The sequence below is a fragment of the Pseudomonas sp. Irchel 3F3 genome (assembly GCF_900187545.1).
Taxonomy (GTDB): Bacteria; Pseudomonadota; Gammaproteobacteria; order Pseudomonadales; family Pseudomonadaceae; genus Aquipseudomonas; species Aquipseudomonas fortuita.
In genome coordinates this window covers 41,817-66,540 of sequence record NZ_FYDS01000018.1, presented here as the reverse complement: position 1 = coordinate 66,540, position 24,724 = coordinate 41,817, and the positions used below count along the sequence as shown (strand labels likewise).

The following is a 24,724-nucleotide window of genomic DNA, read 5'->3' as shown; positions in this document are numbered from 1 at the left end:
ACGTCAACTACAGCGTCGAAGAGCAAGCCTCCGGCTCGATCACCGCCAGCGTCGGTTTCGCCCAGAGCGCCGGCCTGATCCTCGGGGGTTCGATCAGCCAGAGCAACTTCCTCGGTACCGGTAACAAGGTGTCCATCGGCCTGACCCGCTCGGAATACCAGACCCGCTACAACTTCGGCTTCGTGGACCCCTACTTCACTGCCGATGGCGTCAGCCTGGGTTACAACGCCTTCTACCGCAGCACCAACTACGACGACCTCGACGTCGACGTGGCCAGCTACGCAGTGGACAGCCTGGGTGCAGGCGTCAGCCTGGGTTACCCGATCAGCGAGACCTCGCGCCTGACATACGGCCTGAGCGTGCAGCAGGACAAGATCAAGACCGGCAAGTACACCGTTGACGAGATCTTCGACTTCCTCGATCAGGAGGGCGAAAACTTCCTGAACTTCAAGGCATCGATTGGCTGGTCCGAGTCGACCCTGAACAAAGGCGTGCTGGCCACCCGTGGTCACTCGCAAAGCCTGACCCTGGAATCCACCATTCCTGGCAGCGACTTGTCGTTCTTCAAGCTGGACTACCGTGGCCAGTTGTTCCAGCCGATCAACAACGACTACACCCTGCGCCTGCACACCGAGCTGGGCTATGGTGATGGTTATGGCAGCACTTCGGGCCTGCCGTTCTACGAGAACTACTTCGCAGGTGGCTTCAACTCCGTGCGTGGCTTCAAGGACAGCAGCCTGGGCCCGCGTAGCACGCCGAGTAAGGGTGCGGCCAACGGCGGCAGACCTGGCACTATCGAAGACCCGGACAAGGATCCGCTGCCGTTCGGTGGCAACGTGCTGGTACAGGGCGGTGTCGAGCTGCTGTTCCCGCTGCCGTTCGTCAAGGACCAGCGTTCGCTGCGCACCTCCGTGTTCTGGGACGTGGGTAACGTGTTCGACACCAACTGCGGCAACAAGCCTGATTGCGAAAAGGTCGGCTTCTCGGGCATGGCCAGTTCGGTCGGCCTGGGTGTGACCTGGATTACCGCACTGGGCCCGTTGAGCTTCAGCCTGGCAATGCCGGTCAAGAAGCCGGACGATGCCGATACCCAGGTGTTCCAATTCTCTCTGGGCCAGACCTTCTAAGGTCGGCCCTTGCTTAACGACAACGGTTTATCCAGGAGTGCATCGTGCGTAAATTGGCTCAACTGGCCGTAGTGGCCGCGGCGCTGGTCGCCACCCCGGCATTCGCCGAAATGAAGGTTGCCGTCCTGAACTATCAGATGGCACTGCTCGAGTCGGATGCCGCCAAGAAATACGCGGTTGATGCCGAGAAGAAGTTCGGCCCGCAACTGACCAAGCTGAAAAGCCTGGAAAGCAGCGCCAAGGGCATCCAGGACCGCCTGATCAAAGGCGGTGACAAGATGCAGCAGCAGGAGCGTGAGCGCCTGGAGCTCGAGTTCAAGCAAAAGGCCCGTGACTTCCAGTTCCAGTCCAAGGAGCTGAACGAAGCCAAGGCCGTTGCTGATCGCGACATGCTCAAGCAACTGAAGCCGAAGCTGGATGGCGCTGTCGAGGAAGTGATCAAGAAAGGCGGTTTCGACCTGGTCCTCGAGCGTGGCGCGGTCATCGATGTCAAGCCTCAGTACGACATCACCCGCCAGGTCATCGAGCGCATGAACCAAGCCCGTTGATATGAGTGTGACCATGACGCTAGGCCAGCTGGCCGAGGCCCTCGGTGCCACCCTCAAGGGGCCCGAGGCATTGCAGATTACCGGGCTGGCCACCTTGCAGGAGGCTGGCCCCGGTCAATTGAGCTTCCTCGCCAACCCGCAGTACCGCAAGTACCTGGATAACTGCCAGGCGGGTGCGGTATTGCTCAAGGCTGCGGATGCCGAAAGCTTCGCTGGCAATGCCCTGATTGTGGCCGACCCGTACCAGGCGTATGCGCGTATTTCCCACCTGTTCGACCCCAAACCCAAGGCTGTGGCGGGAATCCATCCCAGCGCCGTGGTGGCTGGGGACGCGCAGGTGGACGCCAGCGCCAGCATCGGCCCGTTCGCGGTGATCGAAAGCGGTGCGCGCATCGAGGCTGATGTCAGCATCGGCGCGCATTGCTTCGTCGGTGCACGTTGCGTTGTAGGTGAAGGGGGCTGGCTAGCGCCGCGTGTTACGTTGTATCACGACGTCGTCATCGGCAAGCGCGTGGTCATCCAGTCGGGTGCTGTGATCGGCGGCGAGGGCTTCGGCTTTGCCAATGAGAAGGGTATCTGGCGCAAGATCGCCCAGATCGGTGGCGTCACCATTGGTGATGACGTGGAAATCGGCGTCAATACTGCCGTCGACCGTGGTGCGCTGTCCGACACGCGAATCGGTGACGGGGTCAAGCTCGACAACCAGATCCAGATCGCCCACAACGTGCAGATTGGTGACCACACGGCCATGGCCGCTTGTGTGGGCATTTCCGGCAGTACGCGTATCGGCAAGCATTGCATGCTGGCCGGGGGCGTGGGCCTGGTAGGGCACATTGATATTTGCGATAACGTATTTATTTCCGGGATGACAATGGTAACCCGTTCGATCACTGAACCCGGTTCCTATTCATCCGGCACTGCCATGCAGCCTTTGGCTGACTGGCGCAAGAGCGCTGCGCGTATCCGCCAGCTTGATGACATGGCCAAGCGCCTCCAGCAGCTGGAAAAACGCGTCGATACCGTGACCTCAGGTGGCCTGCCGACATCAGAAGGCTGATACCATTCCCTGAGCAAGAGTGAACAGTCGCTAGCTGGCTCCTCTTTGGATTGCTAAAGGAGCGTGTGTTCAGCACCTGCGCTCCCTATTCTTATTACAGGCTTCCCCCCCGAAATGATGGACATCAACGAGATTCGCGAATACCTGCCTCACCGTTACCCGTTCCTGCTGGTGGACCGGGTGACGGATCTGGACTTCGAGGCCCAGAGCATTCGTGCCTACAAGAATGTCAGCATCAACGAGCCGTTCTTCAACGGCCATTTCCCGGCGCACCCGATCATGCCGGGCGTTTTGATCATCGAAGCCATGGCCCAGGCGGCAGGCATCCTCGGTTTCAAGATGCTCGATGCCAAGCCGGCTGATGGCACCCTGTATTACTTCGTCGGTTCCGACAAGCTGCGTTTCCGTCAGCCGGTACTGCCGGGTGACCAGTTGGTGCTGGAAGCCAAGTTCCTGAGCCGCAAGAGCATGATCTGGAAATTCGAATGCCGCGCTCTGGTGGACGGCAAGCCGGTTTGCTCGGCACAGATCACATGCGCGGAACGCTCCCTATGAATTCGATTGATCCTCGGGCCATTATCGATCCGTCGGCCAAGCTGGCCGATGGTGTCGAGGTCGGCCCTTGGTCGATCGTTGGCCCCGATGTGGAAATCGGGGAGGGTACCGTTATCGGCCCGCATGTTGTGCTCAAAGGGCCGACCCGTATCGGCAAGCACAACCGTATCTTTCAGTTTTCCTCCATCGGCGAAGATACCCCGGACCTCAAGTACAAGGGGGAGCCGACGCGCCTGGTGATCGGTGATCACAATGTGTTCCGCGAAGGGGTGACCATTCACCGCGGCACCGTTCAGGACCGTGCGGAAACCACCGTGGGCGACCATAACCTGATCATGGCTTATGCCCACATCGGCCACGACAGCGTCATCGGCAACCACTGCATCCTGGTCAATAACACGGCCCTGGCAGGCCATGTGCATGTGGGGGACTGGGCGATCCTGTCCGGCTACACCCTGGTGCATCAGTATTGTCATATCGGTGCCCACGCGTTTTCCGGCATGGGCACGGCAATCGGCAAGGACGTCCCGGCCTTCGTCACCGTGTTCGGCAGCCCGGCCGAAGCCCGCAGCATGAACTTCGAAGGCATGCGCCGCCGCGGTTTCAGCGACGAGGTGATTCACGTACTGCGTCGTTGCTACAAGATTGTCTATCGTCAGAGCCTGACCGTCGAAGACGCGCTCAAGGAGCTGGCCGAGATGGCTGCGAAGCACCCTGAGGTCGAACTGTTCCGTCAGTCGATCGTGAACTCCGCCCGCGGCATCACCCGCTGACATGGCCCCGCTTTGCGTAGCCTTGGTCGCGGGTGAGGCCAGCGGCGATATCCTTGGTTCAGGCTTGATGCGTGCCCTCAAGGCGCGCCACCCCGATGTACGTTTCATTGGCGTTGGCGGCCCTTTGATGGAAGCCGAAGGGCTGCAATCGTACTTCCCCATGGAGCGCCTGGCGGTCATGGGCCTGGTCGAAGTGCTGGGGCGCCTGCGCGAGCTGCTCAAGCGCCGCAAGCTGCTGATCCAGACACTGATCGACGCAAAGCCGGATGTCTTCATCGGCATTGACGCCCCTGACTTCACCCTCAACATCGAACTGAAACTGCGTCAGGTCGGGATCAAGACCGTGCATTACGTCAGCCCGTCGGTCTGGGCCTGGCGGCAGAAGCGCGTGCTGAAAATTCGCGAAGGCTGCGACCTGATGCTGACGCTGCTGCCGTTCGAGGCGCGGTTCTATGAAGAGCAGGGCGTGCCGGTGCGTTTTGTCGGTCATCCGCTGGCCGACACCATACCGCTGCAAGCCGACCGCCTTGCAGCACGTGCTGCGCTTGGCCTGGGCGCGGGCCCGGTGGTTGCGCTGATGCCCGGCAGCCGGGGCGGCGAAGTAGGGCGCCTGGGGGCGTTGTTCCTTGACGCCGCCGAGCGTCTGCAGCAGCAGGTACCGGGCGTGCACTTCGTGCTGCCCTGCGCCAACGCCGCGCGTCGTGCCCAGGTTGAACACATGCTCGAAGGCCGGGTACTGCCGCTGACCCTGCTCGATGGCCAGTCGCACCAGGCGCTGGCAGCCTGTGATGCGGTCTTGATCGCCTCGGGTACCGCCACCCTCGAAGCGCTGCTGTACAAGCGCCCCATGGTGGTAGCCTACCGTTTGGCGCCCTTGACCTACTGGATCCTCAAGCGCCTGGTCAAGAGCCCTTACGTGTCATTGCCGAACCTGCTCGCCCAGCGCGAACTGGTGCCCGAATTGTTGCAGGACGCCGCCACCAGCGATGCCCTGGCCAACACCCTCGCGCCGCTGGTGCGCGATGGCAGCCAGCAGACCGAACGTTTCGACGAAATTCACCGCACCCTGCGCCGTGACGCCTCCAACCAGGCGGCCGAGGCGGTACTGGCCTTGCTCAAGGACCGCTGACATGCAAATTGGACTGGACTTCAACCTGGTCGAGGACCTGGTCGCCGGCGTCGACGAAGTCGGCCGCGGCCCGCTGTGCGGTGCGGTGGTAACGGCGGCGGTAATCCTTGATCCGGCGCGCCCGATCCTCGGCCTGAACGACTCGAAGAAACTCACTGAAGCCAAGCGCGAGGCGTTGTTCGACGAGATCTGTGAAAAGGCCCTGAGCTTCTGCATCGCTCGTGCCGAGGTCGAAGAAATCGACCGCTTGAACATCCTGCAGGCCACAATGCTGGCCATGCAGCGCGCGGTGGAAGGCCTGCACATTACGCCGAAACTGGCCCTGATCGATGGCAACCGCTGCCCGAAGCTGGCCGTTCCGGCGTCGCCGGTGGTCAAAGGCGATAGCCAGGTGCCGGCTATTGCGGCTGCCTCGATCCTGGCCAAGGTCAGCCGTGACCGTGAGATGAGCGCGTTCGAGCTGATCTACCCCGGGTATGGCATTGGTGGGCACAAGGGGTACCCGACCCCGGTGCACCTTGAGGCGTTGGCGCGGTTGGGGCCTACGCCCATTCATCGGCGTTCCTTTGCCCCGGTGCGGGCGGCCTGGGAAGCACGCGAAGGCGTCACCCATTCCCTGATCTGACCTGCCAGGGCCCTTCGCGGCCCTTTCGCTCTTGTAGGAGCAGCCTTGTGCTACGAAAGGGCCAGTCAGGTAAATGCAGTTGCTACGCCGGTACTGGCCTCTTCGCAGCACAAGGCTGCTCCTGCAGGGAGGGTGCAAGCAGCCCCAAATCTCTTCCCCATTTGAGCTACAATCCCGCCCTTGTCGTTAAGCACTGCTACAGGATCTTCCATGTCGGTTCCCTTCGTTCACCTGCGCGTCCACTCCGAATTCTCGCTGGTCGACGGCCTGGTGCGGATCAAACCGCTGGCCAAGGCGCTGGCCGGGATGAACATGCCGGCGGTGGCGATCACCGACCAGAGCAACATGTGCTCGCTGGTGAAGTTCTACAAGACGGCCATGGGCGCGGGCATCAAGCCGATCTGTGGTGCCGACCTGTGGCTGGCCGGTGCCGACCCGGAAGCCCCGCTGTCGCGCATCTGCTTCCTGGCCATGGACCCCAAGGGTTACCGCAACCTCACCGAGTTGATCTCGCGCGGCTGGACCGAAGGCCAGCGTAACGGCCTGGTCATTCTTCAGCGGGACTGGATCGCCCCTGCCAGCGAGGGCCTGATTGCCCTTTCAGCGGGCAAGGAAGGCGATATCGGCATGGCCTTGTTGTCCGGCCGGGACGAAGAAGCTCAGGCCTTGCTGCAAGACTGGATGGGCATGTTCCCCGAGCGCTTCTACGTTGAAGTACAGCGCACCAACCGCGCTCGCGACGAGGAATACGTGCACGCGGCGGTGGCGCTGGCCGACAAGCTTGGTGCCCCGCTGGTGGCCACCAACGACGTGCGTTTCATCAAGCAAGCGGACTTCGACGCCCACGAAACCCGCGTGTGCATTGGTGAAGGCTGGACCCTTGATGACCCGCGCCGCCCGCGTGGCTACAGTGACCAGCAGTACCTGAAATCGGCCGAGGAAATGGCCGAGCTGTTCAGCGACTTGCCCGATGCCATCGCCAACACCGTCGAGATCGCCAAGCGCTGCAACATCCAGGTGCAACTGGGCAAACACTTCCTGCCCGACTTTCCTACGCCGAACGGCATGGGCATCGACGATTACCTGCGTCACGTTTCCCACGAAGGCCTGGAAGAGCGCCTGGCGGTACTGTGGCCCAAAGAGACCACGCCCAATTACGAAGAGAAGCGCCAGGTGTACCTGGACCGCCTGAAATTCGAGCTGGATATCATTATCCAGATGGGCTTCCCCGGTTACTTCCTGATCGTGATGGACTTCATCAAGTGGGCCAAGAACAACGGCGTGCCGGTGGGACCTGGCCGTGGTTCGGGTGCAGGCTCGCTGGTGGCCTACGTGCTGAAGATCACCGACCTCGACCCGCTGGCCTACGACTTGCTCTTCGAGCGCTTCCTCAACCCTGAACGTGTTTCCATGCCCGACTTTGACGTCGACTTCTGCATGGACGGCCGGGACCGGGTGATCGAATATGTGGCCGATGCCTACGGGCGCAATGCGGTCAGCCAGATCATCACCTTTGGCACCATGGCCGCCAAGGCGGTGGTGCGTGACGTGGCGCGGGTGCAGGGCAAGTCGTACGGCCTGGCCGACCGCCTGTCCAAGATGATCCCGTTCGAAGTGGGCATGACCCTGGAGAAGGCCTACGAGCAGGAAGAAATCCTGCGCGACTTCCTCAAGGGTGACGAGGACGCCCGCGAAATCTGGGACATGGCGCTGAAGCTGGAAGGCGTCACCCGGGGTACCGGCAAGCACGCCGGTGGTGTGGTTATCGCGCCGACCAAGCTCACCGATTTTTCGCCGATCGCCTGTGATGAAGAGGGCGGCGGCCTGGTCACCCAGTTCGACAAGGACGACGTCGAGGCCGCCGGCCTGGTCAAGTTCGACTTCCTCGGCTTGCGTACCCTGACCATCATCAAGTGGGCGATGGAGATCATCAACCGCGAGCAGGCCAAGAAGAACCTGCCCGATCTGAACATCGACTTCATCCCGCTGGATGACCGCAAGACGTACGAGTTGCTGCAAAAAGCAGAAACAACGGCGGTGTTCCAGCTTGAATCCCGGGGCATGAAGGAGCTGATCAAGAAGCTCAAACCCGACTGCCTCGAGGACCTTATCGCACTGGTGGCGCTGTTCCGCCCGGGCCCGTTGCAGTCGGGCATGGTGGACGACTTCATCAACCGTAAGCACGGCCGTGCCGAGCTGGCCTATCCGCACCCGGATTACCAGTATGAAGGCCTGCAGCCGGTGCTGGCGCCTACCTATGGCATCATCCTGTACCAGGAACAGGTGATGCAGATCGCCCAGGTGATGGCGGGCTACACCCTCGGTGGTGCGGACATGCTGCGCCGGGCCATGGGTAAGAAAAAGCCCGAGGAAATGGCCAAGCAGCGTGGTGGTTTCATCGAAGGTTGCGCCAACAACGGCATCGATGCCGACCTGGCCGGTAACATCTTTGATCTGGTGGAAAAGTTTGCGGGGTATGGCTTCAACAAATCCCACTCCGCCGCCTATGGCCTGGTGTCCTACCAGACGGCCTGGCTGAAAACCCACTTCCCGGCGCCGTTCATGGCTGCCGTGCTGTCGGCGGATATGCATAACACCGACAAGGTGGTTGTGCTGGTAGAAGAAGTCCGCAGCATGAAGTTGCGCCTCGACGCGCCCGACGTGAACTTCTCCGACTTCAAGTTCACCGTCAACAACGACGGCCGAATCGTCTACGGTCTGGGCGCGATCAAAGGCGTCGGCGAAGGCCCGGTGGAGGCCATTGTCGAGGCCCGCGCCCAAGGCGGGCCGTTCAAGGACCTGTTCGATTTCTGTGAACGCATCGACCTCAAGCGGGTGAACAAGCGCACCCTGGATGCCCTGGTGCGCAGCGGCGCACTGGACCGCCTGGGCCCGCACTTCCATGACGAGATCAAGGCCTACCAGGCCAACATCGACATCAACCGTGCAACCTTGCTCTCGGCGCTGGGCGAAGCCATCAAGGCAGCCGAGCAGGCAGCCCATACGGCGGACAGTGGCCATGTCGACCTGTTTGGCAGCATGTTCGATGAAGCGCAAGTCGATGTCTATGCCAATCACCGCAAGGTGCGCGAGCTCACCCTCAAGGAGCGCCTGAAGGGCGAGAAGGACACCTTGGGCCTGTACCTCACCGGTCACCCGATCGACGAGTACGAGGCAGAGATCCGCCGCTTCGCCCGTCAGCGCATCATTGACCTCAAGCCGTCGCGCGAGACCCAGACTATCGCCGGCATGATCATTGCCCTGCGGGTGATGAAGAACAAGAAGGGCGACAAGATGGGCTTCGTCACCCTGGATGACCGTTCCGGCCGCATCGAGGCCTCCCTGTTCGCTGATTCCTTCATGGCGGCACAGTCTTTGCTGCAGGCCGATGCCATGGTGGTTGTCGAAGGCGAGGTCAGCAACGATGACTTTTCGGGTGGCCTGCGCCTGCGGGTGAAGCAGGTGATGACCATGGAAGATGCGCGCACCAAGCTGGCCGAGAGCCTGCGCCTGAAGGTGGCACACGAGGCGCTGAAAGGCGACCGGCTGAAGTGGCTGGGCGAGCTGATCACGCGCCATCGCGGTGCTTGCCCGATTACCCTGGAGTACACCGGCAGCGACGCCAAGGCCATGCTGCAGTTTGGTGAGCAGTGGTCGATCGACCCGGCCGACGGGCTGATTCAGGCGCTGCGTGACCAGTTCGGGCGTGAGAACGTCTTCCTGCAATATCGTTGAACCGACCAAAAATTTAATCTCGACCTGAATGCGCCTGATCCCTTAAGGTATGGCGCCAAACGGATCAACCGGCCGGCCGCCTGGCCGTAGACCCAAGACGGATGACTATGAACCCGAATTTTCTCGATTTCGAACAGCCGATTGCCGACCTGCAAGCCAAGATCGAAGGCCTGCGCCTGGTAGGCAACGACAATTCGCTGAACATCAGCGATGAAATTGCCCGTCTGCAAGACAAGAGCAACACACTGACCGAAAGCATCTTCGGCAACCTGACCAGCTGGCAGATCGCCCGCCTGGCACGTCACCCGCGTCGTCCTTACACCCTGGACTACCTGGAGCACATCTTCACCGAGTTCGAAGAGCTGCACGGTGACCGCCACTTCTCCGACGACGCCGCCATCGTAGGTGGTACCGCGCGCCTGGATGGCAAGCCGGTCATGGTCATCGGCCACCAGAAGGGCCGTGAAGTGCGCGAAAAGGTACGCCGCAACTTCGGCATGCCGCGCCCGGAGGGCTACCGCAAGGCGTGCCGCCTGATGGAAATGGCCGAGCGCTTCAAGATGCCGATCCTGACCTTCATCGACACCCCGGGTGCCTACCCGGGCATCGACGCCGAAGAGCGCAACCAGAGCGAGGCAATCGCCTGGAACCTGCGCGTGATGGCGCGCCTTAAAACCCCGATCATCGCCACCGTGATCGGTGAGGGCGGGTCTGGCGGTGCACTGGCGATCGGCGTGTGCGACCAGCTGAACATGCTGCAATACTCCACCTACTCGGTGATCTCGCCGGAAGGTTGCGCTTCGATCCTGTGGAAGACTGCCGACAAGGCGTGCGACGCAGCCGAGGCAATGGGCATCACTGCCGAGCGCCTGAAGAGCCTGAACATCGTCGACAAGGTCATCCAGGAGCCGTTGGGCGGCGCCCATCGTGACCCGGTGAAAGTGTCGGAAAGCATCCGCGCTGACCTGATACAGCAGCTGGACATGCTCGGCAAGCTGGACAACGACGCGCTGCTGGCTCGCCGTTACGAGCGCCTGATGAGCTACGGCCTCTGACATACCAAAGGGGCCGCTCTGCGGCCCATTCGCCGGCAAGCCGGGCTCCCACGGTGAGCTTTGTGGGAGCCTGGCTTGCCGGCGAATGGGGTGCAAAGCCCCCCCGGCAATCTCAAGCCATGTGAGGCCCTCATGATCAACCTCACCCCCTGGCTGCAAGCCCCCACCTGGTACATAGCCTTCTCCGGTGGTCTCGACTCGACCGTCCTCCTGCACCTGCTGGCCACCCACGCCCGCAACCACGCTTCCCCCCCGCTGCGCGCCATCCATATCCACCACGGCCTGCAAGCCGCGGCCGACGCCTGGCCTGCCCACTGCCAAGCCATCTGCGACAACTTTGGCATCGAACTTCAGGTCATTCACGTCCAGGTCACTCCCGGCGCCAGCCTCGAACAGGCTGCCCGCAACGCTCGCTATGCCGCTTTCGAGCAAGCCTTGGGCCCAGGCGACATGCTGTTTACCGGGCAGCACCGCGACGACCAGGCTGAAACGCTGTTGTTCCGCCTGTTGCGCGGCGCCGGCCTGCGTGGCCTGGCGGCGATGCCTGCGCAGCGGGCGCTAGGGCAGGGCAGCCTGATCAGGCCGTTGCTGGGTTGTTCACGCCAGCAACTGCATGACTATGCCCGGGTGAACGGGCTTGCATGGATTGAAGACCCTTCGAATAGCGACACACAATTTGCCCGCAACTACCTGCGTGGCGAGGTGTTCCCGCACTTGCAGCAACGTTGGCCGCAGGCCGGCCAGAACTTCGCTCGTGCCGCCGAGCACCTGGGTGAAGCGCTGGGCCTGCTGGACGAACTGGCCCAGAGCGACCTGGCGGCTGCGCAAGAAGGCGCGCCCCTTGCCTGGTCGGGACTGGAATCCCTCGACCTGGCCGCCCTGGTGACGCTGTCGCCGGCCCGTCAGCGTAATGCCGTTCAATATTGGCTGAGCCGGCGCACCCGTCTGCCCGACGCCCGGCATTGGGCTGGCTGGGGCGACCTGCGCGATGCCGCCGCCGATGCCCAGCCCGTCTGGCGGCTTGCCGATGGGGAGCTGGTGCGCAGCCAAGGTCGCATCTGGTGGCTGAGCGGCGACTGGTTGCAGCAGCCTGTCGGCGAACTAGCCTGGCTCAATTCAGCTGCTGCCCTGGTGCTGCCAGGAAACGGCAGGGTGCGTCTTGATGTCGCCGGGCCGCTGGCTGGCCTGCGCATTGCCTACCGCCAGGGCGGCGAAAGGCTGGAGGTCCCAGGGCGCGGCCAGCGCGACTTCAAGCGCCTGCTCAATGAGCAGCAGGTGCCGCATTTCCTGCGTCCGCGCCTGCCATTGCTCTATCAGGGCGGGCGCCTGCTGGCGGTGGCCAACCTGCCCGGGCTGGTGCAGGCGGATTGCCAGCTGCATTGGCAGTTGCCGACCAGCGCGCAAGGTTTGAGATGAAGGGTACATTCCGGTAGACTACCCTCCCTTCTTGATACAACTTCTGTGGCTTCCGCGAAAACACAGGGGTTGCCGATTACCAAGCAGTTTTTTGCTGGGCTGAATTCTGGAAATGACGAGCGAGCTCCATGCCGGGGATACCCCTGGTCTGTACAGACGCGACAGTTTTTCGAGATGCACTGTGATTGACGCAGGTGATCGGGGGCTTCGGCCTTCCTTCGCTTTCTCCGGCGGCGCTGGCCGCCTTAACGCAGACTTCTAGGGTTTTTCATGACGCGCTACATATTCGTCACGGGCGGTGTTGTTTCTTCATTGGGGAAAGGCATTGCCTCGGCTTCCCTGGCGGCCATCCTGGAAGCGCGGGGCCTGAAGGTCACCATGCTCAAGCTGGATCCGTACATCAACGTCGACCCGGGCACCATGAGCCCGTTCCAGCACGGGGAAGTGTTCGTCACCCAGGATGGCGCCGAGACTGACCTCGACCTGGGCCACTACGAGCGGTTCATCCGCACCACCATGACCCAGAACAACAACTTCACCACCGGTCGCATTTACGAGCACGTGCTGCGTAAAGAGCGTCGTGGTGACTATCTGGGCGCGACCATCCAGGTCATTCCGCACATCACCGACGAAATCAAGCGTCGTATCATCAAGGGTGCCGGCGATGCCGACGTGGCCCTGGTGGAAATCGGCGGTACCGTGGGTGACATCGAGTCGCAGCCGTTCCTTGAGGCGATCCGCCAGCTGCGCGTCGAAGTGGGCTCCAAGCGCGCCATGCTGATGCACCTGACCCTGGTCCCGTACATCGCCACCGCTGGCGAAACCAAGACCAAGCCGACCCAGCACTCGGTCAAGGAGCTGCGCTCCATCGGCTTGCAGCCTGACGTGCTGATCTGCCGCTCCGACCACCCGGTCGATGCCTCGTCGCGTCGCAAGATTGCGCTGTTCACCAACGTTGAAGAGCGTGCGGTAATTTCGCTGGAAGATGTCGACACCATCTACAAGATCCCGGGCGTGCTGCACGCTCAGGGCCTGGACGACTTCGTCGTCGAACGTTTCGGCTTGCAGTGCAATGGTGCCGACCTGTCCGAGTGGGACAAGGTGGTCGATGCCAAGCTCAACCCGGAGCATGAAGTGACCATCGCCATGGTCGGCAAGTACATGGAGCTGCTGGATGCGTACAAGTCGCTGATCGAAGCGATGAGCCACGCCGGCATCACCAACCGCACCAAGGTAAACCTGCGCTATATCGACTCGGAAGACATCGAGAACCAGGGTACCAGCCTGCTCGAGGGCGCCGACGCCATTCTGGTGCCGGGCGGTTTCGGCCTGCGTGGCGTGGAAGGCAAGATCACCGCGGTGCAGTATGCCCGTGAGAACAAAGTACCGTACCTGGGCATCTGCCTGGGCATGCAGGTGGCCGTGATCGAGTTTGCCCGTAACGTGATGGGCTGGAAAGACGCCAACTCCACCGAATTCGACCGCAACAGCGGCCACCCGGTGGTCGGCCTGATCACCGAGTGGGCAGATGCCACCGGCGCCGTCGAAACCCGTACCGAGGCTTCCGACCTGGGCGGCACCATGCGCCTGGGCGCACAGGATTGCCAACTGGCCGCCGGCTCCAAGGTGCACGACTGCTACAACAAGGACGTGATCACCGAGCGTCACCGTCACCGCTACGAAGTGAACAACAACCTGCTGCCGCAACTGGTCGATGCAGGCCTGGTGGTTTCCGGTCGTTCCGAAGACGGTGCGCTGGTGGAAGTGGTCGAGTCCAAGGACCACCCATGGTTCGTCGCCTGCCAGTTCCACCCGGAATTCACCTCCACCCCGCGTGACGGCCACCCGCTGTTCAGTGGTTTCGTCAAGGCAGCCCTGGCTCAGAAGAACAAGGCCTGATCAATGACCCAGAAGATCATTCGCGTCGGTAACATCGAGATCGCCAACGACAAGCCGTTCGTCCTGTTCGGCGGCATGAACGTCCTGGAGTCCCGTGACCTGGCAATGAAGGTCTGCGAAGAGTACGTGCGGGTGACCGAGAAGCTCGGTATCCCGTACGTGTTCAAGGCGAGTTTCGACAAGGCCAACCGTTCGTCGGTAACGTCCTACCGTGGTCCGGGCATGGAAGAAGGGCTGAAGATCTTCGAAGAGATCAAGCGCACCTTCAACGTGCCGGTGATCACCGACGTGCACGAGCCTTACCAGGCCGAGCCTGTTGCCAAGGTCTGCGACATCATCCAGCTACCGGCCTTCCTGTCGCGGCAGACCGACCTGGTGGTTGCCATGGCCAAGACCGGCGCGGTGATCAACATCAAGAAAGCCCAGTTCCTCGCACCCCAGGAAATGAAACATATCCTGGCCAAGTGCGAAGAGGCCGGTAACGACCAGTTGATCCTCTGCGAGCGCGGTTCTAGCTTCGGCTACAACAACCTGGTGGTGGACATGCTCGGCTTCGGCATCATGAAGCAGTTCGAGTATCCGGTATTCTTTGACGTGACCCACGCCCTGCAGATGCCGGGTGGCCGTAGCGATTCCGCCGGCGGCCGTCGCGCCCAGGTCACCGACCTGGCCAAGGCAGGCATGAGCCAGGGGCTGGCCGGCCTGTTCCTTGAAGCCCACCCCGACCCGGACAACGCCAAGTGCGATGGCCCATGCGCCCTGCGCCTGGACAAACTGGAGCCATTCCTGGCCCAGCTCAAGCAACTGGATGACCTGGTAAAAAGTTTTCCGACGGTAGAAACCGCGTAAAGCTCATTTCTCGGGTAAAGTAGCGCCCGATCCACCCCTGACCAATCGGTCAGGGGCTCCCTTCACCCGGCCTGCCCACTGCAAACCCGCCTGGTGAACGGCAAGAATTTCTTAAGCTAGGTTGTTTTCGTCAATTCTGGAGTGCTTACAACAATGGCAAAAATCGTCGACATCAAAGGTCGTGAAGTTCTCGATTCGCGTGGCAACCCCACCGTGGAAGCCGATGTACTGCTCGACAACGGCATCATCGGCAGCGCTTGCGCGCCGTCCGGTGCTTCCACCGGCTCGCGCGAAGCGCTGGAGCTGCGTGATGGCGACAAGAGCCGTTACCTGGGCAAGGGCGTGCTGAAAGCCGTCGGCAACATCAACGGCCCGATCCGTGAGCTGCTGCTGGGCAAGGACCCTTCCGACCAGAAGGCCCTGGACCGCGCCATGATCGAACTGGACGGTACCGAGAACAAGGCCAAGCTGGGCGCCAACGCCATCCTGGCTGTTTCCCTGGCTGCCGCCAAGGCCGCTGCCCAGGACCAGGACCTGCCGCTGTACGCGCATATCGCCAACCTGAACGGCACCCCAGGCCAGTACTCGATGCCGGTTCCGATGATGAACATCATCAACGGTGGCGAGCACGCCGACAACAACGTCGATATCCAGGAGTTCATGGTTCAGCCGGTTGGCGCCAAGACCTTCTCCGACGGCCTGCGCATGGGTACCGAAATCTTCCACCACCTCAAAGCCGTGCTGAAGGCCCGTGGCCTGAACACCGCCGTAGGTGATGAAGGTGGCTTCGCCCCTAACCTGGCATCCAACGAAGACGCCCTGGGCGCCATCGCTGAAGCCGTTGAAAAGGCCGGCTACAAGCTGGGCACCGATGTGACCCTGGCCCTGGACTGCGCGGCTTCCGAATTCTACGAAGACGGCAAGTACAACCTGTCTGGTGAAGGCAAGTCGTTCGATGCCGAAGGCTTCGCCGAGTACCTGAAAGGCCTGACCGAGCGCTTCCCGATCATCTCGATCGAAGACGGCCTGGACGAGTCCGACTGGGCTGGCTGGAAGATCCTCACCGACAAGATCGGCGAGAAGGTACAGCTGGTTGGCGACGACCTTTTCGTGACCAACACCAAGATCCTCAAAGAAGGCATCGAGAAGGGCATCGGTAACTCGATCCTGATCAAGTTCAACCAGATCGGCTCGCTGACCGAAACCCTGGAAGCCATCCAGATGGCCAAGGCTGCGGGCTACACCGCGGTGATCTCGCACCGTTCCGGTGAAACCGAAGATTCGACCATTGCCGACCTGGCCGTAGGTACCGCTGCCGGTCAGATCAAGACCGGTTCGCTGTGCCGTTCCGATCGCGTTTCCAAGTACAACCAACTGCTGCGCATCGAAGAGCAACTGGGTGCCAAAGCGGTTTACCGTGGTCGTGCCGAGTTTCGCGGCTAAGCAAGAGATGGTAAAAAGACAGCAGCCGGAGCTGTAGGAACGTTCTTACTGAACTTTACTGCGTTCCAACGGGTTTCTGTCTACGAAGCCTGGCCTCGGCCAGGCTTCGTGCTATTTGAGACCCCGAAATGCATAGTGTGCGGCGGTCTTTTTAACCTGGATACCTAGATGCGCAGTCCTTATTGGTTGTTCCTCGTCCTGCTCCTGCTGCTGGGTGGCCTGCAGTACCGCCTGTGGGTGGGTAGTGGCAGCCTGGCGCAAGTGACCGAGCTGAAGCAGCAGATTGCCGAGCAGCATGCCGAGAACGAGCGCCTGCTCGAGCGTAACCGTGTGCTCGATGCCGAAGTGCTGGAGCTGAAAAAAGGCATGGAGACCGTTGAAGAGCGGGCTCGCCACGAATTGGGAATGGTCAAAGAGGGCGAAACCCTCTTCCAGTTGCCACAGAAATGATCGATACGTTGCCGGCCTTCTGGGCCGTGATTCCTGCTGCGGGCGTAGGTGCCCGCATGGCTGCCGACCGCCCCAAGCAATACCTGGAGCTGGCCGGGCGGACCCTGCTCGAGCACAGCCTCGACTGTTTTCTTGGCCACCCGGCGCTCAACGGCGTGGTGGTCAGCCTTGCTGAAGATGACCCGTACTGGCCGGCCCTGCGTTGTGCCAGCGACTCGCGCATCCAGCGCGCGGCGGGCGGGCGTGAGCGCGCCGACTCGGTGCTCAACGCTTTGCTGTTACTGCATGCCCAGGGGGCCTCGGACAGCGACTGGGTGCTGGTGCACGATGCCGCGCGGCCAAACCTTGCGCGCAGCGACCTGGACAAGTTGTTGTCGGAGCTGGCGGGCGACCCGGTGGGTGGCCTGCTGGCGGTGCCGGCGCGTGACACCCTCAAGCGTGCCGACAGCAATGGCCGGGTGAGCGCTACCGTGGACCGCAGTACCATCTGGCAGGCGTATACCCCGCAGATGTTCCGCCTGGGGGCGTTGCACCGGGCGCTGGCCGAGTGCCTGGTGTCGGATGTGGTGGTGACCGATGAGGCCTCTGCCATCGAATGGTCCGGCCAGGCGCCGCGGCTGGTGGAAGGGCGCAGTGATAACATCAAGGTCACCCGCCCCGAAGACCTGGAATGGTTGCGCCAGCGCTGGGCGGGCAGGCGCTGAACGTCGCTCTTCTGTACCGGCCTCTTCGCGGGTGAACCCGCTCCCACAGGATCTCCACCGGATCAGCAACTTGTGGAATACCTGTGGGAGCGGGTTCACCCGCGAATGGGCCTGCACAGCAAATGTATCCCTTCAGCCAAGCTTATATTCCGGCAACTCCGCCAACCCTTCCTTCAGGTAATCCACCAGTCGCCGCACCTTCGGTGACAGGTGCCGCTGCTGCGGATACAGCGCCCACACCGCCGTATTCGGCGGCTGGTGTGCCTCCAGCAAAGACACCAGCGCACCGCTGTTCAGGTGCTCCAGCACGTAGTAATCCGGCAACTGACACAACCCTATCCCTTGCAGCGCCGCATCCAGCACCGCCTGGCCACTGTTGCAGCGCCAGTTGCCCTGTATTCGCTGGCTGATCTCGCGGCCGTCCTGCTGCAGCGCCCACAAGTCCGAACTGCCCACCAGGCAATTGTGCCGCGCCAGTTCCGACAGGCTGTGCGGCCGGCCGTAACGCTCCAGGTAGGCCGGCGAGGCGCACAGGTACATGCGTCGCGGCGCCAGGCGAGTGGCCACTAGCCGAGAGTCGGCAAGGCGGCCCAGGCGAATGGCCAGGTCCATGCCTTCATGCAGCAGGTCGAGTGTGTGGTTGCTCAGTTCCACATCCACCCGCAACTGGGGGTACAGCGCCATGAACCGTGTCACCAGCGGCACGATGAAGCGCTCGCCGTAGGCTACCGCGCAGGTCATGCGCAGCAAGCCCTTGGGTTCGCTGGCCAGGTCGCCCATGGCGCGCAGGGCTTCTTCGCGGCCATCCTGCAAACGCTGGCAATGCTGCAGAAAGGTCTGCCCGGCCTCGCTCAGGGTTACCCGGCGCGTGCTGCGATACAGCAGGCGGGTCTGCAGGCGCTCTTCCAGACGGGCGATTTGCCGGCTGATGTGCGACGACGAAACCCCCAGGCGTTCGGCGGCTGCAGTGAACTGGCCCGATTCTGCCACCGCGACAAATTCGTCGATGCCTTCCCAGCGGCTGCTCATGGATTGTCCCTGTGTGGCAATAATGTTTTGTCTTTGGCCGGATTATTCATCAAAAGGCGGTGAATTACACTGTGAGACTGAATCGCCCCTCTATTTGGAGACCTTTGATGATCAAGTCCCGTGCTGCTGTAGCCTTCGAAGCCAAAAAACCCTTGGAAATCGTCGAAGTCGACGTGGCCATGCCCAAGGCCGGGGAAGTGCTGCTGCGTGTGGTCGCCAGTGGTGTTTGCCACACTGATGCCTACACCCTGTCGGGTGCTGACCCGGAAGGCATCTTCCCGTCGATCCTCGGCCACGAAGGCGGCGCGATCGTCGAAGCGGTAGGCGAGGGCGTGACCTCGGTGGCCGTCGGCGACCACGTGATCCCGCTGTACACCCCGGAATGCGGCAAGTGCAAGTTCTGCCTGTCGGGCAAGACCAACCTGTGCCAGGCCATTCGTGCTACCCAGGGCAAGGGCCTGATGCCGGACGGCACCACGCGCTTCTCGTACAAGGGCCAGCAGCTGTTCCACTACATGGGCACCTCGACCTTCTCCGAGTACACCGTGCTGCCGGAAATCTCCGTGGCCAAGATCCAGAAAGAAGCCCCACTGGAAAAAGTCTGCCTGCTGGGCTGTGGCGTCACCACCGGTATCGGCGCGGTGCTCAACACCGCCAAGGTCAAGCCGGGTGACACCGTGGCCATCTTCGGCCTGGGCGGCATCGGCCTGTCGGCGGTGATCGGTGCGGTCAAGGCCAAGGCCGCGCGCATCATCGCCATCGACATCAACCCGGCCAAGTTCGAGATTGCCCGCCAACTGGGTGCCACCGACTGTATCAACCCGAAAGACTACGACCGCCCGATCCAGGAAGTGATCGTCGACCTCACCGACGGTGGCGTGGACTTCTCCTTCGAGTGCATCGGCAACGTGCAACTGATGCGCGCTGCTCTGGAATGCTGCCACAAGGGCTGGGGCGAGTCGGTAATCATCGGTGTAGCCGGTGCCGGCCAGGAAATTGCCACCCGTCCGTTCCAGCTGGTCACCGGGCGCGTCTGGCGTGGTTCGGCGTTCGGCGGCGTGCGTGGCCGCAGCGAGCTGCCGAGCTACGTGGAAATGTCCGAAAAGGGCGAGATTCCGCTGGATACCTTCATCACCCATACCATGGGCCTGGAAGACATCAACAAAGCCTTCGACCTGATGCATGAAGGCAAGAGCATCCGCAGCGTGATCCACTTCTGAGGTGTGCCATGAGCCTGGATAACATCTCCTGCCAGAAGAGCTTTGGCGGCTGGCACAAGCGTTACCGGCATCACTCCAAGGTGCTGGGTTGCGACATGGTGTTTGCCGTGTACTTGCCGCCGCAGGCCGAGCAGGGCGAGAAGCTGCCGGTGCTGTACTGGCTTAGCGGCCTCACCTGCACCGACGAGAACTTCATGCAGAAGGCCGGCGCCCAGCGCATGGCAGCTGAGCTTGGGCTGATCATCGTGGCCCCCGACACCAGTCCGCGTGGCGAACAGGTGCCGGGCGACCCGGATGGCGCCTGGGACTTCGGCCTGGGGGCCGGCTTCTACCTCAACGCCACCCAGCAACCCTGGGCCCAGCATTACCGCATGCATGACTATGTGGTGGAGGAGTTGCCGGCGCTGATCGAGGCGCACTTCCCGGCTTCGGGCGAGCGCAGCATCAGCGGCCACTCAATGGGTGGGCATGGCGCGCTGGTGTGCGCCTTGCGCAACCCGGGGCGCTACCGCTCGGTGTCGGCGTTCTCGCCCATCAGCAACCCGATGGATTGCCCCTGGGGCGAGAAGGCTTTCAGCCGCTACCTGGGTGAAGACCGAGCGCGCTGGCGCGAGTGGGATGCCAGCATCCTGCTGGCTGAAACACCGGCCGGCGAATGCCCGCCCTTGCTGGTTGACCAGGGCGACCGTGACGACTTCCTCGAGAAGCAGCTCAAGCCTGAAGCGCTGGAGCAGGCCGCGCGAAAAGGGGGCCATGAAATGACCCTGCGTTTGCAGCCGGGCTATGACCACAGCTACTACTTCATTGCCAGCTTCATCGAAGATCACCTGCGCCATCATGCGGTGGCACTGGGGCAGGTGTAAGGCGTAGCTGGGGTGTTTGCGCCATCGCCGGCAAGCCAGCGCCCACAGGTACTGTGCATGGCTCCAGGGCCATGGGGGCGAGGTGGGCACTGGCTTGCCGGCGATGGGCTGCGAAGCAGCCCCAATGCTGCAAAAGCAGGTAGAATCACGCCCTGACTCATTCAGGGCGTTTTTCTATGCGTATTGGCCATGGCTACGATGTGCACCGTTTCTGCGACGGTGATTTCATTACCCTGGGCGGGGTGCGTATCCCCCACAAATACGGCCTGCTGGCCCATTCCGACGGCGACGTGCTGCTGCACGCCCTGAGCGATGCCTTGCTGGGCGCTGCGGCGCTGGGCGACATCGGCAAGCACTTCCCCGACACCGACCCACAATTCAAGGGCGCCGACAGCCGCGTGCTGCTGCGCCATGTGGTCGGCATCGTCAAGGCCAAGGGCTGGAAGGTCGGCAATGTCGACGCCACCATCGTCGCCCAGGCGCCGAAGATGGCCCCGCACATCGAGACCATGCGCCAGCTGATCGCCGAAGACCTGCAGGTTGAACGCGACCAGGTCAACGTCAAGGCCACCACCACTGAAAAGCTGGGCTTCACTGGCCGTGAGGAGGGGATTGCCGTGCATTCGGTCGCCCTGCTGCTGCCAGCATGACCGAGCAGGAACTGCTGGGCCCGCGCGCATCGGGCGAACCCTTGGGCACCGCCGTCCTCAAGGCAGTGGCTGAAGACTTTCAGGTTGACGAAGTGCTGGACATTCCGCTGTCCGGCCAGGGTGAGCACCTGTGGCTGTGGGTCGAAAAGCGCGACTTGAACACTGAAGAGGCCGCCCGCCGCCTGGCGCGCGCCGCAGGCGTGCCGGCGCGCGCTATCAGCTACGCCGGGCTCAAGGACCGTCAGGCCCTGACCCGTCAGTGGTTCAGCCTGCACCTGCCGGGCAAGGCCGACCCGGACCTGTCGCGTGCTGAAGATGCCAGCCTGCGCGTGCTCAAGCAGGTGCGCCACCAACGCAAGCTGCAGCGTGGCGCGCATTCGGCCAACGGCTTCACCCTGCGCCTGACAGCCCTTGCTGCTGACCACCAGGCTGTGGATGCCCGCCTGGCACAGCTCAAGCAGCACGGTGTGCCCAACTATTTCGGCACCCAGCGTTTCGGCCACGGCGGGGGCAACGTCCATGATGCCCTCGACTGGGCCGCCCGCAAGGCGTTGCCCGAGCAGCGTAACGTGCGTTCGCGGTTGCTTTCGGCCGGGCGCAGCTACCTGTTCAATCAGGTGCTGGCTGCACGTGTCGCCGAAGGTAGCTGGGCGCAGGCCCAGGTCGGCGACTTGCTGGCGTTCACCGACAGCCGTAGCTTCTTCCCGGCCGGTGAGGCGGAACGCGCCGACCCACGTCTGGCGATTCTCGACCTGCATCCGACCGGCCCGATGTGGGGCGAGGGCAGTTCCCCCGCAGGCGGCGCCACCGCGCAGCTGGAAAATGCCGTGGGCGAGCGGCAACAGGCACTTTGTCATTGGTTGGCCCAGGCGGGCATGGATCACGAACGGCGTATTTTGCGGCTCCCTATTGGCGGCCTGACATGGCATTATCCCGAGCCTGATATCCTGCAACTGGAATTCGTCCTGCCGGCCGGATGCTTCGCCACCGTGGTGGTGCGCGAAGTCGTGGATCTGGTGTCGGCAGGGCAGACGGACAGCCCATGCGTATTCTGATTTCGAACGACGACGGTGTCACCGCACCCGGCATCGCCGCGCTGCACGCTGCGCTGGCGGATTACGCCGAGTGCGCGGTGATTGCCCCGGACCAAGACAAGAGCGGCGCCAGCAGTTCGCTGACGCTGGACCGGCCACTGCACCCGCAGACCCTGGCCAACGGCTTCATCAGCCTCAACGGCACACCGACCGACTGTGTGCACCTGGGGCTTAATGGGCTGTTGCCGCAGGCGCCGGACATGGTGGTGTCGGGGATCAACCTCGGTGCCAACCTGGGTGATGACGTGTTGTACTCCGGTACAGTCGCCGCAGCGTTGGAAGGCCGTTTCCTTGGTGGCACGTCGCTGGCGTTTTCGCTGTTGTCGCGCCAGCCGGACAACTTGCCGACGGCGGCCTACATCGCCCGTCGCCTGGTCGAGGCACAGTCGCGCCTGGTGCTGCCGCCACGCACCGTACTCAACGTCAATATCCCCAACCTGCCGCTGGAGCACATCCGTGGCATCCAGCTGACCCGCCTCGGTCACCGGGCGCGGGCGGCGGCACCGACCAAGGTGGTCAACCCGCGCGGCAAGGAAGGCTACTGGATCGCCGTGGCCGGTGATGCCGAAGATGGCGGCCCGGGCACCGACTTCCATGCGGTGATGCAAGGCTTTGTCTCGATCACTCCGCTGCAGCTCGACCGCACCTTCAATGATGCCTTCGAGCAGCTCGACGGTTGGCTGGAGGGCCTGCTCTGATGCGCGAGGACGATATGCTGCGGCGTGGCATCGGCATGACCTCCCAGCGTACCCGGGAGCGGCTGATCCAGCGCCTGTGCGAAGAAGGGGTGTCGAACACCAAGGTGCTCGACGTGATTCGTCGTACCCCGCGTCACCTGTTCGTCGACGAGGCACTGGCGCATCGTGCCTATGAAGACACCGCGCTGCCGATCGGCCACAACCAGACCATCTCCCAGCCATTCATGGTTGCCCACATGAGCGAGCTGCTGCTAGAGGCCGGCCCGCTGGACAAGGTGCTGGAGATCGGCACCGGCTCGGGTTACCAGACGGCGATACTGGCCCAGCTGGTGGAGCGGGTTTTCTCGGTGGAACGTATCAAGGTGCTGCAGGACCGTGCCAAGGAGCGTCTGGTGGAGCTGAACCTGCGCAATGTGGTATTCCGCTGGGGCGATGGTTGTGAAGGCTGGCCGGCGCTGGCGCCTTACAACGGCATCATCGTCACTGCGGTGGCGCCGGAAGTCCCCCAGGCACTGCTTGACCAGCTGGCGCCCGGTGGCCGCATGGTCATACCGGTAGGGCCGGCCGGCGAAACGCAGCAACTGATGCTGATCGTGCGCGAGGAGCATGGGTTCTCCCGCCGTGTGCTGGGTGCTGTGCGTTTCGTGCCGCTGCTCAATGGCCCGCTGGCCTGAGTGCAGCGTCGAGCTGGGTGCTGCGGGCATGAGCTGCACGGTATTTTTGCGCCGGTGGCGAATTCTTGTAGCTGCGCCCTGTCTATCTGGCGGAGCGAAGCGCTAGCACACAGCGCGCACCGCGGCTTTGCTACAGCCTTTTGCATCAGCCTGCCATTACCGGCCGGCTTGGTTATAATTGCAATAATATTGCATTTCTTGTCTTCATATCGTTTTTCGGCACCATGAGGGGAGCGCGGGTGGGTCACACAGTCATTCGGCAGCGCAAGGATGGGTCGGGTTTAAAGCTTCTGTTGATTGCACTGGCCATGGGCACGCTACTGGTGGGTTGTTCGAGCACCAGTAATACCAGCGCGCGGGTGGTCGACCGCAACAACACCGTGCCCAAGCGCCCGGCGGTGACGTCCGGGCAGTACATCGTCAAGCCTGGTGACACGCTGTTCTCCATCGCCTTCCGTTATGGCTGGGACTACAAGGAGCTGGCCGCACGCAATGGCATCTCGGCGCCTTATACCATTCGCCCAGGCCAGGCGATTCGTTTCAGCAGTGGTTCTAGCAGCAGTACCACGGTGGTGTCCAACCCGTCCTCGTCGAGCCGCACCACGGTCACGCGGCGGCCTGTGGGGGGCACGTCCACGTCGCCTGCCAGCACCGGCAAACCGGCCACGCCTGCCCCGTCCAGCAGTGCGCCGGTGGTTGCCACCGTGCCGGCTGCGGAGCGCGCGGTAGGCGGCTGGACCTGGCCAGCCAACGGTGTGCTGATTGGAAAATTTGCTTCAAACGGTAGTTTGAATAAAGGCATTGATATCGCCGGTGATTTGGGACAGCCTGTTTTTGCTGCGTCTGATGGTGCGGTGGTGTACGCCGGGAGTGGTTTAAGGGGCTACGGCGAGCTGATCATCATCAAACACAGCGATACCTACGTCAGTGCCTACGGCCATAACCGCAGGCTGTTGGTTCGGGAGGGGCAGCAGGTCAAGGCAGGGCAGTCGATTGCTGAAATGGGGTCTACAGGCACAGATCGGGTGAAGCTGCATTTCGAGATTCGCCGCCAGGGCAAACCCGTCGATCCACTCCAGTTCCTGCCACGCCGTTGATCGTTGTACCCGGCCTGTTCCTGTGATGTAGAGG

23 protein-coding genes are annotated in these 24,724 nt (G+C 62.4%); 22 read left to right on the top strand and 1 reads right to left on the bottom strand.

Going from position 1 to position 24,724, the window contains the following annotated elements; translation table 11 throughout:
- From bamA to ispD, 15 genes are all read left to right on the top strand, one after another.
- A partial coding sequence (gene bamA, locus CKW35_RS27035; protein WP_095117285.1) for an outer membrane protein assembly factor BamA occupies positions 1-1,127 on the top strand: 1,127 nt, incomplete at its 5' end.
- 44 nt (positions 1,128-1,171) lie between these two features.
- Entirely contained in the window at positions 1,172-1,675 is a 504-nt protein-coding gene (locus tag CKW35_RS27030; protein ID WP_012270843.1) for an OmpH family outer membrane protein, read from the top strand.
- A gap of 1 nt (position 1,676) precedes the next feature.
- Positions 1,677-2,732: a UDP-3-O-(3-hydroxymyristoyl)glucosamine N-acyltransferase gene (gene lpxD / locus CKW35_RS27025; RefSeq protein ID WP_016485215.1), complete on the top strand. Its 1,056-nt coding sequence runs from the start codon at positions 1,677-1,679 to the stop codon at positions 2,730-2,732.
- A gap of 114 nt (positions 2,733-2,846) precedes the next feature.
- Entirely contained in the window at positions 2,847-3,287 is a 441-nt protein-coding gene (fabZ, locus tag CKW35_RS27020; RefSeq protein WP_008094893.1) for a 3-hydroxyacyl-ACP dehydratase FabZ, read from the top strand.
- On the top strand, positions 3,284-4,060 hold the full coding sequence (gene lpxA / locus CKW35_RS27015; RefSeq protein ID WP_016485216.1) for an acyl-ACP--UDP-N-acetylglucosamine O-acyltransferase: 777 nt from the start codon (positions 3,284-3,286) through the stop codon (positions 4,058-4,060). Before fabZ ends, lpxA begins: the two co-directional genes overlap by 4 nt.
- A 1-nt stretch (position 4,061) precedes the next feature.
- Entirely contained in the window at positions 4,062-5,189 is a 1,128-nt protein-coding gene (lpxB, locus tag CKW35_RS27010; protein WP_023048360.1) for a lipid-A-disaccharide synthase, read from the top strand.
- A gap of 1 nt (position 5,190) precedes the next feature.
- Positions 5,191-5,814 (top strand): ribonuclease HII, encoded by a 624-nt coding sequence (gene rnhB / locus CKW35_RS27005; protein WP_095117284.1) that lies wholly within the window; start codon positions 5,191-5,193, stop codon positions 5,812-5,814.
- 210 nt (positions 5,815-6,024) lie between these two features.
- The gene (dnaE, locus tag CKW35_RS27000) at positions 6,025-9,549 is read left to right on the top strand and encodes a DNA polymerase III subunit alpha (RefSeq protein WP_016485219.1); all 3,525 of its coding nucleotides are present in this window, start codon (positions 6,025-6,027) and stop codon (positions 9,547-9,549) included.
- 107 nt (positions 9,550-9,656) lie between these two features.
- Positions 9,657-10,604, top strand: a complete 948-nt coding sequence (gene accA / locus CKW35_RS26995; RefSeq protein WP_024717683.1) for an acetyl-CoA carboxylase carboxyl transferase subunit alpha — start codon at positions 9,657-9,659, stop codon at positions 10,602-10,604.
- Positions 10,605-10,736: 132 nt separating this feature from the next.
- Entirely contained in the window at positions 10,737-12,020 is a 1,284-nt protein-coding gene (tilS, locus tag CKW35_RS26990) for a tRNA lysidine(34) synthetase TilS (RefSeq protein ID WP_095117282.1), read from the top strand.
- Positions 12,021-12,290: 270 nt separating this feature from the next.
- Complete coding sequence (locus CKW35_RS26985; protein ID WP_016485222.1) at positions 12,291-13,919, top strand: CTP synthase; 1,629 nt, start codon at positions 12,291-12,293, stop codon at positions 13,917-13,919.
- A 3-nt stretch (positions 13,920-13,922) separates the two neighbouring features.
- Positions 13,923-14,768 carry a 3-deoxy-8-phosphooctulonate synthase gene (gene kdsA, locus CKW35_RS26980; protein WP_012270852.1) on the top strand — a complete coding sequence of 282 codons (846 nt, stop codon included), beginning with the start codon at positions 13,923-13,925 and terminating at the stop codon, positions 14,766-14,768.
- A 153-nt stretch (positions 14,769-14,921) separates the two neighbouring features.
- Positions 14,922-16,211, top strand: coding sequence for a phosphopyruvate hydratase (gene eno / locus CKW35_RS26975; protein WP_016485223.1), 1,290 nt, complete (start codon positions 14,922-14,924; stop codon positions 16,209-16,211).
- Between the two features lie 168 nt (positions 16,212-16,379).
- Positions 16,380-16,661, top strand: a complete 282-nt coding sequence (gene ftsB, locus CKW35_RS26970; RefSeq protein ID WP_016485224.1) for a cell division protein FtsB — start codon at positions 16,380-16,382, stop codon at positions 16,659-16,661.
- Entirely contained in the window at positions 16,658-17,365 is a 708-nt protein-coding gene (ispD, locus tag CKW35_RS26965) for a 2-C-methyl-D-erythritol 4-phosphate cytidylyltransferase (protein WP_095117280.1), read from the top strand. The genes ftsB and ispD overlap by 4 nt, the downstream gene beginning before the upstream one ends.
- A 132-nt stretch (positions 17,366-17,497) precedes the next feature.
- Here ispD and CKW35_RS26960 read toward each other — a convergent pair whose 3' ends face one another.
- The gene (locus CKW35_RS26960) at positions 17,498-18,394 is read right to left on the bottom strand and encodes a LysR substrate-binding domain-containing protein (RefSeq protein WP_095117278.1); all 897 of its coding nucleotides are present in this window, start codon (positions 18,392-18,394) and stop codon (positions 17,498-17,500) included.
- 107 nt (positions 18,395-18,501) lie between these two features.
- Between CKW35_RS26960 and CKW35_RS26955 the strand changes: the two genes are divergently transcribed.
- From CKW35_RS26955 to CKW35_RS26925, 7 genes are all read left to right on the top strand, one after another.
- Positions 18,502-19,614: an S-(hydroxymethyl)glutathione dehydrogenase/class III alcohol dehydrogenase gene (locus tag CKW35_RS26955; RefSeq protein WP_016485227.1), complete on the top strand. Its 1,113-nt coding sequence runs from the start codon at positions 18,502-18,504 to the stop codon at positions 19,612-19,614.
- Between the two features lie 8 nt (positions 19,615-19,622).
- Positions 19,623-20,477, top strand: a complete 855-nt coding sequence (gene fghA / locus CKW35_RS26950) for an S-formylglutathione hydrolase (protein ID WP_095117276.1) — start codon at positions 19,623-19,625, stop codon at positions 20,475-20,477.
- Between the two features lie 176 nt (positions 20,478-20,653).
- The gene (ispF, locus tag CKW35_RS26945; protein WP_016485229.1) at positions 20,654-21,127 is read left to right on the top strand and encodes a 2-C-methyl-D-erythritol 2,4-cyclodiphosphate synthase; all 474 of its coding nucleotides are present in this window, start codon (positions 20,654-20,656) and stop codon (positions 21,125-21,127) included.
- Positions 21,124-22,182: a tRNA pseudouridine(13) synthase TruD gene (gene truD, locus CKW35_RS26940; RefSeq protein ID WP_095117274.1), complete on the top strand. Its 1,059-nt coding sequence runs from the start codon at positions 21,124-21,126 to the stop codon at positions 22,180-22,182. The genes ispF and truD overlap by 4 nt, the downstream gene beginning before the upstream one ends.
- Positions 22,170-22,919, top strand: a complete 750-nt coding sequence (gene surE, locus CKW35_RS26935; protein ID WP_016485231.1) for a 5'/3'-nucleotidase SurE — start codon at positions 22,170-22,172, stop codon at positions 22,917-22,919. The genes truD and surE overlap by 13 nt, the downstream gene beginning before the upstream one ends.
- A 35-nt stretch (positions 22,920-22,954) precedes the next feature.
- Positions 22,955-23,593 (top strand): protein-L-isoaspartate(D-aspartate) O-methyltransferase, encoded by a 639-nt coding sequence (locus tag CKW35_RS26930; RefSeq protein ID WP_015269209.1) that lies wholly within the window; start codon positions 22,955-22,957, stop codon positions 23,591-23,593.
- A gap of 239 nt (positions 23,594-23,832) precedes the next feature.
- Complete coding sequence (locus tag CKW35_RS26925) at positions 23,833-24,690, top strand: peptidoglycan DD-metalloendopeptidase family protein (RefSeq protein WP_095117272.1); 858 nt, start codon at positions 23,833-23,835, stop codon at positions 24,688-24,690.
- The last annotated feature ends 34 nt before the right edge of the window (positions 24,691-24,724 follow it).

What these genes read in the sequence shown, in the direction of transcription:
- CKW35_RS26960 (WP_095117278.1), bottom strand. Translation starts at nt 18,394, where the DNA reads ATGAGCAGCCGCTGGGAAGGCATCGACGAATTTGTCGCGGTGGCAGAA.
- dnaE (WP_016485219.1), top strand. Translation starts at nt 6,025, where the DNA reads ATGTCGGTTCCCTTCGTTCACCTGCGCGTCCACTCCGAATTCTCGCTG.
- lpxD (WP_016485215.1), top strand. Translation starts at nt 1,677, where the DNA reads ATGAGTGTGACCATGACGCTAGGCCAGCTGGCCGAGGCCCTCGGTGCC.
- surE (WP_016485231.1), top strand. Translation starts at nt 22,170, where the DNA reads ATGCGTATTCTGATTTCGAACGACGACGGTGTCACCGCACCCGGCATC.
- ispF (WP_016485229.1), top strand. Translation starts at nt 20,654, where the DNA reads ATGCGTATTGGCCATGGCTACGATGTGCACCGTTTCTGCGACGGTGAT.
- kdsA (WP_012270852.1), top strand. Translation starts at nt 13,923, where the DNA reads ATGACCCAGAAGATCATTCGCGTCGGTAACATCGAGATCGCCAACGAC.
- ispD (WP_095117280.1), top strand. Translation starts at nt 16,658, where the DNA reads ATGATCGATACGTTGCCGGCCTTCTGGGCCGTGATTCCTGCTGCGGGC.
- lpxA (WP_016485216.1), top strand. Translation starts at nt 3,284, where the DNA reads ATGAATTCGATTGATCCTCGGGCCATTATCGATCCGTCGGCCAAGCTG.
- accA (WP_024717683.1), top strand. Translation starts at nt 9,657, where the DNA reads ATGAACCCGAATTTTCTCGATTTCGAACAGCCGATTGCCGACCTGCAA.
- CKW35_RS26985 (WP_016485222.1), top strand. Translation starts at nt 12,291, where the DNA reads ATGACGCGCTACATATTCGTCACGGGCGGTGTTGTTTCTTCATTGGGG.
- tilS (WP_095117282.1), top strand. Translation starts at nt 10,737, where the DNA reads ATGATCAACCTCACCCCCTGGCTGCAAGCCCCCACCTGGTACATAGCC.
- rnhB (WP_095117284.1), top strand. Translation starts at nt 5,191, where the DNA reads ATGCAAATTGGACTGGACTTCAACCTGGTCGAGGACCTGGTCGCCGGC.
- lpxB (WP_023048360.1), top strand. Translation starts at nt 4,062, where the DNA reads ATGGCCCCGCTTTGCGTAGCCTTGGTCGCGGGTGAGGCCAGCGGCGAT.
- CKW35_RS26955 (WP_016485227.1), top strand. Translation starts at nt 18,502, where the DNA reads ATGATCAAGTCCCGTGCTGCTGTAGCCTTCGAAGCCAAAAAACCCTTG.
- CKW35_RS26930 (WP_015269209.1), top strand. Translation starts at nt 22,955, where the DNA reads ATGACCTCCCAGCGTACCCGGGAGCGGCTGATCCAGCGCCTGTGCGAA.
- fghA (WP_095117276.1), top strand. Translation starts at nt 19,623, where the DNA reads ATGAGCCTGGATAACATCTCCTGCCAGAAGAGCTTTGGCGGCTGGCAC.
- truD (WP_095117274.1), top strand. Translation starts at nt 21,124, where the DNA reads ATGACCGAGCAGGAACTGCTGGGCCCGCGCGCATCGGGCGAACCCTTG.
- ftsB (WP_016485224.1), top strand. Translation starts at nt 16,380, where the DNA reads ATGCGCAGTCCTTATTGGTTGTTCCTCGTCCTGCTCCTGCTGCTGGGT.
- eno (WP_016485223.1), top strand. Translation starts at nt 14,922, where the DNA reads ATGGCAAAAATCGTCGACATCAAAGGTCGTGAAGTTCTCGATTCGCGT.
- fabZ (WP_008094893.1), top strand. Translation starts at nt 2,847, where the DNA reads ATGATGGACATCAACGAGATTCGCGAATACCTGCCTCACCGTTACCCG.